Origin of the sequence: Paenibacillus germinis (genome assembly GCF_013141785.1) — a bacterium.
GTDB lineage: Bacteria > Bacillota > Bacilli > Paenibacillales > NBRC-103111 > Paenibacillus_E > Paenibacillus_E phytorum.
Genome location: NZ_WHOC01000198.1, coordinates 150,529 through 166,471, shown reverse-complemented (window position 1 = coordinate 166,471; position 15,943 = coordinate 150,529). Strand labels below are relative to the sequence as shown.

The 15,943-nt window shown below is 46.1% G+C and carries 17 protein-coding genes; 8 read left to right on the top strand and 9 right to left on the bottom strand.

Annotation, left to right across the window (positions count from 1 at the left end):
- Positions 1–93 precede the first annotated feature (93 nt).
- Positions 94–480, bottom strand: a complete 387-nt coding sequence (locus GC102_RS38625; RefSeq protein ID WP_171694221.1) for a hypothetical protein — start codon at positions 478–480, stop codon at positions 94–96.
- Positions 481–602: 122 nt separating this feature from the next.
- Entirely contained in the window at positions 603–2,168 is a 1,566-nt protein-coding gene (locus tag GC102_RS38620; RefSeq protein ID WP_171694220.1) for a copper amine oxidase N-terminal domain-containing protein, read from the bottom strand.
- 198 nt (positions 2,169–2,366) lie between these two features.
- On the opposite strand from GC102_RS38620, the gene GC102_RS38615 reads away from it, so the two are divergent.
- From GC102_RS38615 to GC102_RS38605, 3 genes are all read left to right on the top strand, one after another.
- Entirely contained in the window at positions 2,367–2,894 is a 528-nt protein-coding gene (locus GC102_RS38615; RefSeq protein WP_171694219.1) for an NfeD family membrane protein, read from the top strand.
- 36 nt (positions 2,895–2,930) lie between these two features.
- A complete protein-coding gene (locus tag GC102_RS38610) occupies positions 2,931–4,376 on the top strand; it encodes a flotillin family protein (protein ID WP_171694218.1) in 1,446 nt (481 codons plus the stop codon).
- 1,162 nt (positions 4,377–5,538) lie between these two features.
- Positions 5,539–6,066: a YfiT family bacillithiol transferase gene (locus GC102_RS38605; RefSeq protein ID WP_171694217.1), complete on the top strand. Its 528-nt coding sequence runs from the start codon at positions 5,539–5,541 to the stop codon at positions 6,064–6,066.
- 28 nt (positions 6,067–6,094) lie between these two features.
- On the opposite strand, the gene GC102_RS38600 is transcribed toward GC102_RS38605, so the two are convergent.
- Together GC102_RS38600 and GC102_RS38595 are read right to left on the bottom strand one after the other, a co-directional pair.
- Positions 6,095–7,408: a hypothetical protein gene (locus tag GC102_RS38600; RefSeq protein ID WP_171694216.1), complete on the bottom strand. Its 1,314-nt coding sequence runs from the start codon at positions 7,406–7,408 to the stop codon at positions 6,095–6,097.
- Complete coding sequence (locus tag GC102_RS38595) at positions 7,395–7,961, bottom strand: RNA polymerase sigma factor (protein ID WP_171644405.1); 567 nt, start codon at positions 7,959–7,961, stop codon at positions 7,395–7,397. Before GC102_RS38595 ends, GC102_RS38600 begins: the two co-directional genes overlap by 14 nt.
- Positions 7,962–8,386: 425 nt before the next feature.
- Here GC102_RS38595 and GC102_RS38590 point away from each other — a divergent pair, with 425 nt between their 5' ends.
- The 5 genes from GC102_RS38590 to msrC all read left to right on the top strand — a co-directional run bounded on the left by GC102_RS38590 (position 8,387) and on the right by msrC (position 12,735).
- The gene (locus tag GC102_RS38590; RefSeq protein ID WP_171694215.1) at positions 8,387–8,740 is read left to right on the top strand and encodes a methyl-accepting chemotaxis protein; all 354 of its coding nucleotides are present in this window, start codon (positions 8,387–8,389) and stop codon (positions 8,738–8,740) included.
- 132 nt (positions 8,741–8,872) lie between these two features.
- Entirely contained in the window at positions 8,873–9,322 is a 450-nt protein-coding gene (locus tag GC102_RS38585) for a hypothetical protein (RefSeq protein WP_171694214.1), read from the top strand.
- A 221-nt stretch (positions 9,323–9,543) separates the two neighbouring features.
- Complete coding sequence (locus tag GC102_RS38580) at positions 9,544–10,773, top strand: S-layer homology domain-containing protein (protein ID WP_171694213.1); 1,230 nt, start codon at positions 9,544–9,546, stop codon at positions 10,771–10,773.
- A 140-nt stretch (positions 10,774–10,913) separates the two neighbouring features.
- On the top strand, positions 10,914–11,606 hold the full coding sequence (araD, locus tag GC102_RS38575; RefSeq protein WP_312883504.1) for an L-ribulose-5-phosphate 4-epimerase: 693 nt from the start codon (positions 10,914–10,916) through the stop codon (positions 11,604–11,606).
- A gap of 637 nt (positions 11,607–12,243) precedes the next feature.
- Complete coding sequence (gene msrC / locus GC102_RS38570; RefSeq protein ID WP_171694212.1) at positions 12,244–12,735, top strand: free L-methionine (R)-S-oxide reductase MsrC; 492 nt, start codon at positions 12,244–12,246, stop codon at positions 12,733–12,735.
- Here msrC and GC102_RS38565 read toward each other — a convergent pair.
- The 5 genes from GC102_RS38565 to GC102_RS38545 all read right to left on the bottom strand — a co-directional run bounded on the left by GC102_RS38565 (position 12,728) and on the right by GC102_RS38545 (position 15,834).
- Positions 12,728–13,177 carry a PilZ domain-containing protein gene (locus GC102_RS38565; protein ID WP_171694211.1) on the bottom strand — a complete coding sequence of 150 codons (450 nt, stop codon included), beginning with the start codon at positions 13,175–13,177 and terminating at the stop codon, positions 12,728–12,730. The genes msrC and GC102_RS38565 overlap by 8 nt on opposite strands.
- Before the next feature lie 93 nt (positions 13,178–13,270).
- Positions 13,271–14,326, bottom strand: coding sequence for a polysaccharide deacetylase family protein (locus GC102_RS38560; RefSeq protein WP_246321362.1), 1,056 nt, complete (start codon positions 14,324–14,326; stop codon positions 13,271–13,273).
- A gap of 158 nt (positions 14,327–14,484) precedes the next feature.
- Entirely contained in the window at positions 14,485–14,757 is a 273-nt protein-coding gene (locus GC102_RS38555; RefSeq protein ID WP_171694210.1) for a response regulator transcription factor, read from the bottom strand.
- Between the two features lie 108 nt (positions 14,758–14,865).
- Entirely contained in the window at positions 14,866–15,507 is a 642-nt protein-coding gene (locus GC102_RS38550; protein ID WP_171644398.1) for a thiamine diphosphokinase, read from the bottom strand.
- Between the two features lie 93 nt (positions 15,508–15,600).
- Positions 15,601–15,834, bottom strand: a complete 234-nt coding sequence (locus tag GC102_RS38545) for a hypothetical protein (RefSeq protein ID WP_171694209.1) — start codon at positions 15,832–15,834, stop codon at positions 15,601–15,603.
- Positions 15,835–15,943: the final 109 nt, after the last annotated feature.

Below are 15,943 nucleotides of genomic sequence, written 5' to 3'. Positions count from 1 at the left end.
TGATTAGAAAAATTTTACAATGCTTTAACATTCGCTAATAGAAAAGCTCGCTTCTCAGAGGTCTTAATGACCTGATGAGAGCGAGCTTTTGTCTTAGGAAAGCAGTACAATAACCAATAGTTCGAAGAGGACAAGTGTCAGGATTTGGTTGTATTGAGCTGGCGTATAGATGGGTCTATGCTGACCATGAGGATGCCCATGCGGGTTCACTTGTAAGTATGCATGGTGCCCATCAACGTTAACCAAGACACCTTCATGCGTATGTCCTTCTAACGTTGTGACACGAATGGTGCGACCGATATGAGGGTGGAGTGCACCTAAGATTGTATCTCTTTTCTGCCTTAACATGTGCTGCCAGTTCGGATCTGCCTGAAAGAGAACATGATGCCCGTGATGACCAGGGTGACCAGGATGAACAGGGTGAACAGGATGAACAGGATGAACAGGATGACCAGGGTGATGCGATGGATTCGTATACATATGGTTTCGCTCCTTTTTCGTGCGGCTGCGCTTAGCAGCAGGCTTTTTGCCTAGGTTCACTACTAGACTATTCAGCCGCCCAAAAAAGGTGCTATCGACCACTTGCGTCTAATTCTAACTGGTTAGTCTCGTTTAATCGTGACTACACGGGTATCGTCATTGAAGGAGACTTTGCCTCCGAGCTGCTCCGCAATGAATCGAATCGGCACGAAGGTGGATCCGTTATGGAGCGTAGCCGCACTTTCTAACTGGGTAGAAGTGCCGTTCACACTTACGATTTTACTGTCTAGCTTCAGGACAATCGTCGCACCAGTTAACAAATCTTTAATGGTTACTTGCTGAAGATCCCCGTTCCAGCCAACCTCAGCGCCAAGCTTTTCGGAAATAAATCTCACAGGCACCATCGTTTTGTTATCTGAATTAATAAAAGGCTGTGGGGTATCGGATTCAGCCCCGGAAGCACCATCGTTCAACTTCAGATTGACTTCTTTTTTCGTTACTTTCAAATCTTCCTTGAGAAGCTTGTAAATGAGAGACTGCTTATCTAGGTTATTCAATAAGCTGTAGATAGAAGAAGCTTCAAGACCTACATTTAGCGCACCACCAGAAATGTTGATGGTATTCGCCGTGACCGGTTTATTGATATTCCACGTCTCACCTACATAAGACAGCTTGAGGGCAGCAATGCCTGAGCTCGTATTCGTAAGAGGAACATTCAACGCAAGGCTTTGCTTGCGAACTTGCTTATCAGCGTCTGTGTAAATATCTGCTTGAAGGGCTGATTTGCTGTTAAATAAATCCTGAATCGGTAGAATGCCCGGCTCGCCCGAAGCATCCCCGGCAATCATTTTATCCAAGGACGCAGCTGTTTTCTTCAGGAAATCTTGAACAGGTGGGTAGACAAGTCCAACAGCTAACTGTTTATTACTTAAAATCTTTAGAGAAAAGTCGGTAGACCCGCCCTTGATTTGCTCCTCAATAATAGGTGAAAGGGCATCGTACAATTGGCTGATCAGTTCTTTCAATCCAGCTTCATCAGCGAGAACATTACTAAGCAGCTTTGTGAGAAGGGTAGCCAGTTCCGTGCCGCTAAGCTCGATATGAGCTTTTTGCAGAGAGAGGGACTCGCCATTTACTTTGTCCGTGACAGGTGTGACAGATATGTTCGACGGATTAGGCGTATTAGCTAAAATAAGTCCAATAATCGCAGATTTAATATCTGCAATTTTGTTGCCGAACTGTTCTTGCACAGCTGCGGGTAACAGTTTAGTAAACGATAAATTAGAACCTCCTAAGACATCGAAAACAATCGGTTTCTTCGCGCCCTCGACACTCAAAATGAACTTGGTGCCCTGAGTTGCAAGTTTGAAAGGAATTGTACCTTTACTGTATGTAATCGTACCATCTGCCGAAAGGTGCTGTGCATCTTGTGTTTTCACATTGGTGAGTTCGATTTTCACGTTTTGCAGAGCGGTGAGTGCCTTCTGCTCCTCAGCGGATAGCTTAGAAGTGTCGCCGGGCACAAACTCGAGCTGCAAGGTGCCTTTGGATTCTGAGGACTTCACGGCCCAGTCATTCTGAATCGCCCCAGCAAGGTCTAATCCTTGCACAGCCTGGCAGCCTGATAAAGTAAACATCAATAGAACCATTGCGGCGGAGATCCACCAAGTCAATTTCTTTTTGTACATGTGATAATCTACTCCTTAGGTTTAATAAAAATAGTAAAAGACGTCCAATGATTATACGCGAAATAAAGCCGAAGGATTCGCTGTTAGGAGTATATTTTTTTGGACGAAACCTTTTATTGCCAAATTCGTCTATATTTATGAGGCGGACTGCGTACAAGGTGAATTTGCTAAAGCAAAACTCTTAGGAGGTAATTGTCTATGATGACGTTGTTTGCCATATGTTTCTTTGTAGGCCTTGTACTTACGGTGCTTGTTACGTTTTTTGGCGGTGATTTCTTTGAGTTTCATGCGGATCATGGGGCTGCCCATGGCCATGGTGGACCGTCTTTTTTTAACTTATCTTCCATTTTAGCTAGTTTGACGGTGTTTGGCGGCATTGGGTATATGCTGAATCAAGTTGGGATGACAAGTAGTTTGCTCATTCTGCTTATCGCAATCGGTGCTGGTCTCTTCGTAGGATGGCTCTTCTTCCTTCTCTACGCCAAAGTTATTTATAAGCATGACCACAGCATGAAAGAGAGCGATTTTGATCTGAGTGGTCAGTTAGGAAAGCTGTCTGTGCCGATTAATGGGAAGGGTACGGGCGAAATGATGTTTGTGATGCATGGCACTACGCGCTCCATCAGTGTTCGTTCTGAGAATGGGGAATCCATTCCGAAGGGGACGAAGGTCGTCGTTTTACGCATGAATAACGGAATTGCGACGGTAACGAGGTTTAGCCAATAATGCAGCTGCAATTAACTACTGGGAGGTTATGCGTTTATGTTGGGAATTTTGTATACGGTTGTTGCGATTGTTGTTGTCGTTTTTATCTTACTGGCTTCCATTGTGAGAGCGTACAAGAAAGTACCGCCGAATGAAGCGATGATTGTGTATGGTTTGGGTGGTAAAAGGGTGGTTCAAGGCGGAGGGACGTTCGTCATCCCTGGTTTTCAAAGCTTTAAAACAATTTCCATGATGCTCATGAGCTTCGATGTGAAGCCGGATCAACCTATGTTTTCCCAACAGGGGATACGGCTCAAGATTGAGGCGGTGGCTCAGATCAAGATTCAAAGTGATCCAATTGCGATTGGTACAGCCTCGGAGCAGTTTCTTGACCACACACTTTTAGAGCGAGAAATGATGATTTTGCATTCTGTAGAAGGGCATCTTCGTGGGTTGGTTGGACAATTGACCGTGGAAGCCATTCTTAAGAATCCGGATGAGCTGAACAGTAAAATGAGGGAAACGTGCTCGGAGGATTTGGATAAAATGGGGCTGAGCCTCATCTCCTTTGTTCTCAAACGAGTGGCCGACGATCAAGGATACATTGAGAACCTGGGCGTGCCGGAAGTGGAGCGTATCCGCAAAAGTGCTAGTATTGCCAGAGCTGAAGTGGAGCGGGATATCCAAATTCGTCAGGCAGATACGGAGAAAGAATCCGCGATTCGTCGAGCGGAAGCCCATCAGTTAAAGATTGAGGCGGAGAGCGCCGCATCGGCGAAGGAAGCACAGTACCGCAAAGAGCTCAGCATGAAGGAAGCGGAGTTCAAGCAAGAAACGACAAGCCGACAGGCTGAAGCGGATTTGGCTTATGAATTGAAGCAAAAGCAGATTCAACAGTCGCTCGTAACGGAACAGGTGAAAATCCGACAGATGGAAGCGGAGGCGAACAAGACAGTTCGCCAGATTGAAGTCGAGCTGAAGGAGAAGGAGCTCGAAGCGTCTGTCATTAAGCCGGCTGAAGCGGAGAAGCTAGCTGCCATTATGCGTGCCGAAGTCAATAAGCAGAGGCAAATTCTCGAGGCCGAGGCGGATGCGGAGTCGACAAGAAAACGCGGCGAAGCGACGGCCGAAGCGGAGCTCGCGAAAGGGAAGGCGAATGCGGAAGTCGTCCGCTTGGCGGGGCTTGCGGAGGCTGAAGCGTTGGAGAAGAAGGCGGAGGCTTACAAGCAGTATACGCAGGCGGCGGTTACGGTGGAGATTCTTCGCATACTGCCGGAATTAGCTGAGAAAATTGCGGCCCCGCTGAGCAATGTGGATAAAATTACGGTAATTTCACAAGATGGAACGACGTCAGGCGTGAATCGGATTACAGGCGATATTGCTAAAATGATCGCGCAAGTGCCGGAAATTACACAGACGCTAACGGGTAAAAGCGTGACAGATCTTGCGCGTGCATTTCTAGGCAAGGATAATGAACTTATTTTGAATAAGGAATCGGAATGACGTGAATGAACCATGTAAATGAGCAAAGTAAATGAGCAAGTCCTCAGCTTCTGGGCTGAGGATTTTTTTTGTTGTTGGATTGTGGTGAGGAAGTTGAGTTGAAGTAGCTGGCGAGTAAGCGATGTTTTGCAGCATTAACGTAGCCGATACGTGGTGGAGAGAGCGCATCAGGCGACTTTAGTGATGTTTTACATCGCTAAAGTGAGAGTTGACTAGCTAGCTGGTGAGTTAGCGATGTTTTGCAGCGTTAACGTAGCCGATACGTGGTGGAGAGAGCGCATCAGGCGACTTTAGTGATGTTTTACATCGCTAAAGTGAGAGTTGACTAGCTAGCTGGTGAGTTAGCGATGTTTTCTAGCGTTAACGTAGCCGATACGCGGTGGAGAGAGCGTATCCGGTGACTTTAGTGATGTTTTACATCGCTAAAGTGAGAGTTGACTAGCTAGCTGGTGAGTTAGCGATGTTTTCTAGCGTTAACGTAGCCGAAGGGTGGTGGAAAGAGGGCGTCCGGCGACTTTAGTGATGTTTTACATCGCTAAAGTGAGAGTTGACTAGCTAGCCGGTGAGTTAGCGATGTTTTCTAGCGTTAAAGTGGTCGATGGGTAGTGGAAAGAGTGCGTCCGGCGACTTTAGTGATGTTTTACATCGCTAAAGTGAGAGTTGACTAGCTAGCTGGTGAGTTAGCAATGTTTTGTAGCGTTAAAGTGGTCGATGGGTGGTGGAAAGAGAGCGTCCGGCGACTTTAGTGATGTTTTACATCGCTAAAGTGAGAGTTGACTAGCTAGCTGGCGAGTTAGCGATGTTTTGCAGCATTAACGTAGCCGATACGTGGTGGAGAGAGCGTATCCGGTGACTTTAGTGATGTTTTACATCGCTAAAGTGAGAGTTGACTAGCTAGCTGGTGAGTTAGCGATGTTTTGCAGCGTTAAAGTAGCCGAAGGGTGGTGGAATGAGTGCGTCCGGCGACTTTAGTGATGTTTTACATCGCTAAAGTGAGAGTTGACTAGCTAGCTGGTGAGTTAGCGATGTTTTGCAGCGTTAAAGTAGCCGAAGGGTGGTGGAAAGAGCGTATCCGACGCTTTGTAGGGCTTTACTTCAACATCGTGGGCAGCCTAGCAAAACTCCGCTATAATAGAGAAAAAGATGCTGGAGGTTTGGTCGTATGGATGAATTGCGCTACCCTATTGGATTGTTTGAACACGAAGGTGAAATTTCACGGGAGCAGTTGCAAGAGTGGATGGCTGACATCGAGTCGACGCCAAGTAGGCTGCGTGACGCGGTTGCTGGGCTGTCTGATGAGCAGCTGGACACGCCCTATCGCCCAGGTGGGTGGACGCTGCGACAAGTCGTGCATCACGTCGCAGACAGCCATATGAACAGCTACACAAGGTTTAAGCTGGCGCTGACAGAAGAAGAGCCGACGATCAGACCTTACTATGAGGATCGCTGGGCTGAGCTTAGCGATGGCAAGTCGGCTCCGGTGGAGTTGTCGCTTGCCTTGCTCGATGCATTGCACAGCCGCTGGATGATCGTTCTGCACGATATGCAGCATGAGCAGTTTGCACGTGCATTCGTACATCCAGAGTCAGGGAAGACGATTCGACTGGATTGGAACGTTGGCAATTACGCATGGCATGGTAATCATCATATTGCCCACATCTCGAGCTTGCGCGCTCGCAGGGGCTGGTAAACAACGAAAACCCGTTAAGTCACAGGACTTAGCGGGTTTTTCCAACTCTACCATTATCCATTTCGTCACTGATGCTCGATTCAGACTGATCATCATTCAAATACCGGCCTACTTTATCAATCCATTCTTGCACGTAGTGATCGGTTGCCCATTGCGCCATAACGAGTTTCTCGCCCGGCTGGAGGTCCAAGGTTAGTTGTGGATCATTCCCCGGCGCCTGCCCGTAAGGGTAGAACTTGAGTTTGCCGTTCTCGAAAATGACGATCATATCATTCATCGGGGATGTTAACGCATCGGTTGCTAACGGCCACGAGGACTGAATAGCGCTCCATGAGCAGCAAAGATCATCGTGATTGATGACTTTATCAGGCAGCTCGCGCGGGAAGTCGTGTAGAACGTAGCTATCAGGCGTCGTTGCACTAATTCGCGGCGTCTCAGCGACCTTGCCGACCCAGCGGCCTGGCTCACGCTGGACGGTCCAGCTTTGGCCTGTAATCTCACCAAGCAATTTGGCAGAGCTGCTCGGTACATTTGTAAGGATGCTGCTACTGTTGCCATATAAATCGGTGATCGAAATATGGTTCTTGTCCACCGGCTTGTTATAGAACTGCACAGTATGCCCTTCTTTTAATTGTGGAAGGGTACGAACCCAGATGCGTTCCGCTTGATAAGGGGCATTACCTCGCCAAGCCTCCTCCGATTCAGCGATGGAAACATATTGATTCCCAGCAAATAACAGGGTCTCCACGCGATTTAACTGTTCGTCAGCTTGATCGGGGAACACTTCAGGTTTCACGGGTTGATCAGCTAAATGAGCAGATAAATAGTGGATCTCGTCTGTTTTCGTTTTATGAACCAAGGAATCGATTTTCCAAAAATTTTGCTTATAAGGCATGAGAATTCCCGTGCCCTCGGACGTCTTCTGCAGTTGGCCGCGAACCGGCGCTATAAGCATGGTTCGATAGGTACTGTAACGAATGGGTCCTAAAGCATGCTGCGCCTCAGTATTGTTAGATTCACGCTCGGTCCTTAGCCCAATAAGCAGTGCGGTGCTTATTGGGGCAGGGGATGAACTAGTGGACGCTGCAGTCGTAACAGAAGTATCCATTGCAGGAGCTGCATCACTTTGCGTATGGATTGTATTCCATGGAAAGAGCAGTAACGCAGCAGCTATTGCACCGAGTCCGGCGAAACAGAGTAGGGGCTTTACCTTCGGCTTCGCTCGTTCCTTCCGCTCAATGGCTTCCTCGATTTCGCCTTGAAGCTTGGAAGTGAAGCCAGATTGTTTAAGCGGTCCTGATTCCAATTCCTTATGTAAATCATCCGGATCAGGAGTTTTCAAGCGCTTCACGCTCCTTCAAACTGATCACCTTGAGTCTGGCGTGGTGAAGTCGGGATTTAACGGTTCCCTCCGAGATGTTAAGGATGGCAGCCATTTCTTTTGTTGAGAGCTGATAGTGGGCATGCAAAATTAAGATTTCTCTGTATTTTGGAGACAGAGATATCACTTTTTTCCATATATCACTAGCATATAATTTCTCCATCGCTTCTGTTTCTGCCGATTGTGTTGTGCCTGCAGATTGAATGAAGCCAACAAGTGTAACTTTGCGCCAAAATGCTTTACGTAGGTAGTCATATGCGGTATTACGTGTAATGGTAAGCAGCCAGGTTTTGACCGAAGCTTCACCGCGGAATGTAGTAAGATTGCGATATACTTTCAAGAAAGCATCCTGCGTAATGTCATCAGCTAAATCTGAATTACGGCAAATGCTAAACGCATAATTCCATACGTCATTCCCATAAGTTTCCATTATATTGCGAAGAATCACTTTCTGATCCGTTGTTTCAGATACGTACTTTAAGTAATCAAATACATGGACACCGGTCGTCTCCATTCTCTCACCTCTCTGAATTAGACGTTACAAGTACAAAAAAGTTCGCATTTTTATAAAAAAAATCATGCTTTATAGGATTCGAAAGTGAACTGGCAGATGAGTCGGACTTCTACATGTAATTTGAAAAATAGCTATAGCTCGAAATCTGGAGGAGATTTGCTTCAAGGGAGAGAATCGAAGAGAGACATCATTTTTGCAGCTGTGGAAATGAATCTACAGGACAACTCTTAAGGCGGTGAGCTCTTGGTTTCTTTTATTCATTCAATACGCTTTAAGTTTCTGATAAGTTTTGTGGCTCTGATCTTGCTGTTTATGATTGCAGCTGGACTATCCTATCAAATGGTACAATCAACTAAGCTCAGTGTAAATGAACAAACGGCCAGTATGACCAACGAAAAGATTGCCTTATCTTTAAAGAAGACGCCTTGGCTTCTGTGACTTCTATGCAGGAGGTGAAGGACGAGGTGAAGCACGGTGTGCAGCTGATTATACAGTCAGGGGACATGTTTGGAGGGATCCTTCAAGCCATCGCCAATATCTCTGAACAGGTGCAGGATCTTTCCTCTGCCACGGAAGAAATGTCCGCAGGATCCCAGGAAGTGTCTGCTTCCATTGCGGAGATGGCTCATCTAGCCAAGCAATCGTCGCAGCAATCTCAAACTATTGTGTCACATACGAAAGAGCAAATGTACGCGATGGAAGCCATTGATAAATCGGTAATTAGTCTTAGTGAAACGGCGGAAGCCTTACAAAGTGTTGTTGGACGGTTTAAAGTGTAAGCACCCACATGTTTAAAGAGGCAGAGAAAGTAAACTCGTTCATGATGTGTCTTGACAATAGAAGGCCTTAACACGCAATATGAAGGTAGGACACTGGATGAAAGATCAGGTCCTTCGGAGAGGGAGAACACCATGAATTTCGTTGAGCATATAATGGATCATTTGCGGTCTGGACAAATTAAAAATTATCCGCAGCCGATTGCTCTGAACTTGGGCTTAGTTTATACAGTTAAACTGGAAGACAGGAAGACGAATTTAATTTGGCTGCCTTTCGAATTTACAGGTCTCGCTTACATTGATACGGGGCAACTAGTGAACGTACATCCCTACTATCGAGGCGTTATTATCGAGGAAATCGAACTCTCGCGCGGAACGGATCTACATAAGCCGCAAACGGAGGAAGCTTTCATTAAAGCTATATTTCAGAAAAGCTGGGAGATGCATCAACTGCTTCAGCAGGAAAAGTATGCGAGTTTGCAGGGGAGTGCTCCAGACTTCCTGACCAAAATGTTGTACATAACAGATTGGCTGCGCTATTATAATTCAGTTATAACAGTGGGTGCTGGGAAAAAGATCGGCTAAATAAGCCGTTTTTCATTGGAAAGTAAGGACTGTGTTTTCTACATGTGTAGAAAGCACGGTCCTTTTTTGTCCTATCCCTATGGCTATAGTCCCAAGGTGGATAGTTCTTGGCACCTTGAATCACTAGGCTTTAAGCCTGTTCTCAAAGCATTGTAGAAGGCTTATCCTAAAGACTGGTGTAAACGATGCCAAAAACTCATGGAGAAGCGGAGAGTAATAAGATGTTACAGCTCAATAAATGGCTTACAATTGCAACGGTATGTTGCGTAATGACGATAGGTGTCGTACAAGGGAAGAGTGAAGCGGCCGGTATGACGGACGTTCGAGGCCATTGGGCGGAGCAGACGATTAGTCAGATGGTGCAGCAGGGGTTACTAGACGGCTTTCCTGATGGGACTTTTCGACCAGATGATTCTGTGACTGCTGATCAATTTGTGAAAATTGTCCTGCTCGCTTTTACAGATAAATATCCGAATGGCGAGCGCAAATGGAAATCGAGCTTTATGCAAACGCTTAGTGCGAGCAACCAAAGTATTTTGCAGCAGGATTATCGGGATTTCACATTCAAACCGAACACAGTCGGATATTGGGCAAAACCTTATTTGGATTTGGCCAGTGATCTTCATTTTATAAGCAAAGGTCAGTTCAGTGACTATAAAGCGATGCTAAAACGCGAAGATGTCGCCGAAATTCTGTACTATTTACTCAAGGAAACCGAGTATTTGGAAGACGAAGTGTACAGTCTCAAAGCAGCTTCTCAATTCGGTGATCTTCAAAGTGCGACGGCCAGACAGCAGAAATTCATCGGCGAGGCCATGACGAAGGGAATCATGGAAGGCTACCCGAATGGTTACTTTGGCGTTGGGCGAACGGTTACCCGAGCTGAAGCGCTGCAAATCATTGCTCGTTTGCAGACGAAGTCGAAGCGCATCAGTGTGAACAGCGGAAGTGAAGCGTTCATTAAAGTCGTGCCTACGAAGGATGGCAGCTACAAGAAGCTTGTATTCCCCGATCAGCGAATGCTGCAAGCCTACGATGTGATGGAGGAAGCGGGCAAGCTGCGAGGTTCGAATTATGACCTTGAAGAAACAACGCTGCGACTATTCCGAGATGCCGAGGCCAAAGGGCTGGCGATGAGCGGTGCGACCGTCGATGTGCGCAACAGCAATGAAGTATCCTTATGGTTAGATCCGCAGTTTATAACCTATGGCGTGACTGTGCACCTAGAAAACGGGACACTAGCCCGCAATACGGAGAGCATCCGGAAGTTCACGGATTTCCTTTTTGGCTATGATGCAGACATTTTCTATCGCCAGTTCACTGATGCTTGTGAACGCGCAGCGGCTAAAGGTGTTCTCGAAACCACAACGAAACAAATCGGCAGCTACTCTGTTGAAACACGGTTAGAAGCAGATGGGAAAACGATCATTTTTTCAATTATTCATTCCTAAATATACATAGAACGTATGTACAAGCTGTACATACAAGTTGATCGATAAAAACTTTATATCACTGATATCTAGATTACATGTACGTACAAGTGTATAATATGAAATCATATGTACATTTTATCGGAAGGTGTTGATATCAGGTGCTGGAGAACTTGAAGCGTGCAGTGTTGGAAGCCAATTTGGATTTGCCAAAATATCGGCTTGTCACATTTACCTGGGGCAATGTTAGCGGGATTGATCGTGAGCGAGGCCTTGTTGTGATTAAACCTAGTGGCGTACCTTATGAGGAGTTAAGAGCGGAAGACCTGGTTGTCGTTGATCTGGAAGGGAAAATCGTTGAAGGCAAGCTGAAGCCTTCCTCGGATACACCGACACATCTTGCGCTATACCGTTCTTTCCCAACCATTGGCGGTATTGTGCACACACATTCAGCTTGGGCTACAAGCTGGGCACAGGCAGGAAGAGGCATCCCGGCACTTGGTACGACACATGCGGATTATTTCTACGGGGGAGTGCCTTGCACACGTCTAATGACAGAGAATGAGATTAATGGAGCCTACGAACTGGAAACCGGAAATGTCATTATCGAGACGTTCAAGGAATTGAAGTTGAATCCGGCGATGGTCCCAAGCGTGTTGGTGAATTGCCATGCACCTTTCAGTTGGGGCAAGGATCCTCACAATGCGGTTCATAATGCAGTTGTACTGGAAGAGGTAGCGAAGATTGCCTATCGTACTTACAACTTGAACCCCGCGGTAGAGTTAATGGACCAAACGCTGCTGGATCGGCACTTCCTGAGAAAGCACGGAGCGAACGCTTATTACGGGCAATAAGGATAAACGATTCCGTTGATGCGGAGCAAAGGATACGAGAAGGGCAGTTGGCGCACGATGCCGACTGTCTTTTTTGCTTTATAAGAATTTATCTATTTTTTGGGGCTAGGTGTAAACTGAGCATAGATGGGACTGCCTCGCTCGCAGAAAAGGGAACGAGAGGGTGCTATTTCACGCAAAGTAGCCCTTTGAGCGAGGGGAAGGGAACGGTGGGACGCTATTTCGCCATTTTAGGTGGAAATGGGTTCCATTTCGATGGAATAAGACCCTGTAGTTCCCCTACAGCTGCCGAACCCCGCTTTTCCCTAAATAGCGCCCTGAGGTTCCCCTAAAGAGGGATTATCTCAAACAATTAGGCTCATCCCGTAAGGCTGACGAAGTCGTTTTTTTTTTTTGTTTTGAGAGCGCGTTTTCTGAACCTAGTCGGCTAGCATATAATGTGAACGACGCATAAGCGTGAAAGCTCGGAAACCGAGCTCTCGGTCTGGTGTTGTCCGAAATAGGCTCGGAAACCGAGCCTATTCTCCACGCCTAAACGGCGGAAACGAACTAGCCCTTTTTTTGCATTTGGGTAGGAAGGTTATCTTTTGGTATGATAAGCAGGCAGGAATGATTTGGGGAAGAGGGATGATTAGAGATGTTTGCGAAATCAAGTTATGAGGGAACAAGAGAACATAATTATGCCTTGCTGATTCAGCAAGTTGAAGCTTTGATACATGATGAACCGAATCGCATTGCGAATTTGGCTAACGCCGCTGCGCTGCTCGGGCAGTTTCTGAGTGATGTGAATTGGGTAGGTTTTTATTTGTTAGATGAGACAAGTGAGAAGAAGGAGCTCGTACTAGGGCCGTTCCAAGGACTTCCGGCTTGTGTACGGATTCCACTGGGCAAAGGTGTTTGCGGTACAGCGGCTGAACGTCGGGAAACGGTACTTGTTCCAGATGTGGATGCATTTCCAGGTCACATTGCCTGTGATGCGGCATCTCAATCGGAGATCGTGATACCGATCGTAGTAGGGAATGAGCTCGTCGGGGTGCTGGATATTGATAGTCCTATCAAGAGCCGATTTGATGAGATCGATCAGCAGTATTTGGAGCAATTTGTGCAGAAGCTTGCAGCTGCTATGTAATCTCATAGGTGGTGGAGAAAATATCCTTCATATCCTCATCGGAACAGAAACTGCAGCTGGCCAGCATGTTGTTATGTTTTAAACGAGCACCTAATAAGATCAGATGACTAGTTAGCTGCTGTTCAATAATTGGATCTGCGATGCTGAATTCAATCCCGTATTCATAGAGGGATGGCTTCAGCATCGTTTTTCGTGTGAGGACACCTAATACTTTGATCTCTTGATGAAAAAGATGGAAAGTGAATTCCAGCAGCAAATTCATATCGATAGGAAGATTCAATGGGGTGTGAATACGTATACCGCCTGAGCTAATATCTCTTATCATAATCTTAGAATGTTTGGTGTCAGCGGCCTTGTTTTTGATACCAATGATTTTGAACAAGGCTGATAAAGGAATTTGAAGGTTGAGTCGGAAGCTGGAGCGCTTATTTGCTTGTGACATACTTACTGCTCCTCATGGTTGATAGGCCTATTATACTATATCGATGATTAATTTGAACTACCTTTCACTTGATGAATTTGAAAATAAAGCTGCCTAATCGTGTGCAGAAAGCTTGCGAATGAACGATTTCAGGCCTTCTTCTCCATTAATAAAAAGCCTTTTGAGCAGATAAGGGGACTGCTGGTTTGTCGCATTGCCTTGTTCAATCGTAAAAGCATAACGAAATCCATGATCCTTAAGAAGCTTCAACGTCGTTTTGTTATATTCGCCATAAGGGTAGCAATATACATCGGCTGTGGTTCCGAGCTTTTCCTCGATTTGTTTTCTGGCTTCTAAGATTTCGAAGGCTTGTTGATCCGCGGAAAGCTGGGGTAGATGAGGGTGTGTCATCCCATGAGGTTGAATGTCCCAGCCAGCTTCTTGCAATTTCTTGATCTGTTCCCAGCTCAGGTAACCTTCCTGATCGCTCATACCAGGTGATATGAAGAGGGTAGCCGGGAAGGAATATTTGGAAAGAAGAGGCATTGCTTGCTCATAATTATCGATATATCCGTCGTCAAAAGTTAGCAGAATTGGTTTCTCTGGAGCCACCTCGACGTCTTTTCCTTCGATAAGGCTAATAAAAGTAGTGAGAGAGACCGGGGTGTAACCGTGGTCGTGAAGATACATCAGCTGCTCTTCAAGCTTGGCTGGGGAAATAACGACAACATTCCCTGGATCAATCGTGACACTGTGGTAGTTGAGAACGGGTATGCTGATTTTGGACGGCAGAGGTGTTGGTCTTGTTGAAGACTGAACTGCCCCTTTAACTGCCAAAGCAGAAGGGGAAGCGGGAACGGGGACGTAAGTATCCATTGTAACCGTTGAGGCCGCAGGCAATTTGGGTTCCTCTTGGAGCGGAGGTTCTGGTGTTATTTCTAAGCTTGGAGCGGGCTTGTCCAGGACAAAAGTATAGTCCTCGACCGGAGCTTGGGATGGAGTTTCGACGATCTGAGCATCGACCTGATGAGGGATCAATGCCGGAGTTGGTGAGGATCCCTCTAATTGATACCCCGAGGAGTCAAGGCTGATGGAAACGAGTAGGAGAAGTATAGTAATTAGACCTGCTAGCACCGAATAAAAAAGGATTCTCTTTCTTTGGTAGTTCATAGGCACACCAACCATTTCTAGAGGAATAATCTATTACTCTATTTGTAAGCAAAGGTTGGGAGAAATATACCTATTTTAGCCAGTTAGAGAGATTCCCTCACATAAAAAACTGCTATCCAAACTGTCTCCAGTTCGAATAGCAGTATTTGGCGCGTGTGTTAAACCGCGTTGCTGATGATGGCAGCTAGAAGCTTGCGCATTGATCGAGTTCCGACTTTATCCATAATTTTATCAATATGGACTTTAACTGTTTTTTCGCTAATGTTGCAGTGATCAGCTATTTCTTTGTTACTGTAGCCGTGGAGCGCGATAAGACCTATAATTTCGGATTCTCGGTTCGTAAGTAAATGTAGGGCTGCAAATTGGGTTATGACGGATTGCACACTCTTATGATGAAGGTTCTTTACCGGATTCTCTTGCACATGCTGCATGCTTGAACGACCTCAATATCTTAATTAATGTATGGCGTACAGTTCATTGTACCAGAGTTATCCTCTATAGGATTCATATGAGATTGTCTAATTTTAAAATTTTTTGTTTTAATCTTTACTTTGGATAACAAGTAATAAGCCTGTTTGGAGTTCGATGAGGCCTTCCGATTCCTTAAGTACATTACTAATTCCAAGGGACTGTCCAATCTGAAGAGTCGCTTGCTGAAGCGGATATTGGAAACCATGCAGCGTAATGCCGGTTACTTCCAAACTAAGCGGCAGCAGTGATATATGTGTATAGCTCCCTCGTAATATACGAGTGGATTGGTTAATGACAATGATTTGGTTGTTGGCATCCACAATGGAACAGGAAACGCCTTGCTCTGTGCCTTTGCGTAGCAGATGTACATTGGCTAACGAATGATCAAAGCGTGTGCCTAGCGCGCCAAGGAGGACGATATGATCAGGCTGCTGATCCAGTGCCCAGTTAAAGGCCATTTCGGTGTCAGTTAAATCCTTGAAGACCGGATCGCAATCGATGAAAGTGAGACTGGAAGAGCGAATACGGCTCAACTCTTCGTCAGTGACAGAATCGAAATCACCGAGTGAAATATGCGGCGTATAGCCATGTTGAATCAGATATAGGGCACCACGGTCCGACCCTACGAGAACGTCATCTTCATGAATGTCTCCAAGTGCCCAATCTCCGAGTGTCCCTCCAGTTACAATGATAATTCGTTTTCCGTTCATGCTTGTTCCCCCAACGCTTGATATATCATCCCTTTAGTATATCATACGCAGGCAAAAAACCGAGCTACAATTCATTGCAGCCCGGTTCTATGATTAGGTTCTCGCGTCCACACGCTTGCGCATAGGGTTAAGCTCAGACTGGTCATGATCAATCACGGCTTCATCAGCGAAGCCCTTCATTTCCCAAGTCGTACGTCCCAAAACAAGATCGGCGGGAAACTCGTCGCCGCGCTTGAGCGTAACCTCTCGTCCTGCTTCATTGGCATAAATACCGTCCGTCTCAACGATGTCGCCAGTCATGGGATCCATCGATTTGTCATTAGACATGCTGTATTCCTCCTTTCCTGTTGCTTATTCATACCATTTCCAATGATGGAGGAAATTATGAGCGGAATCATGTAGAATGAGAAGGTTGTCACAGACTAGAAGGTAGAAA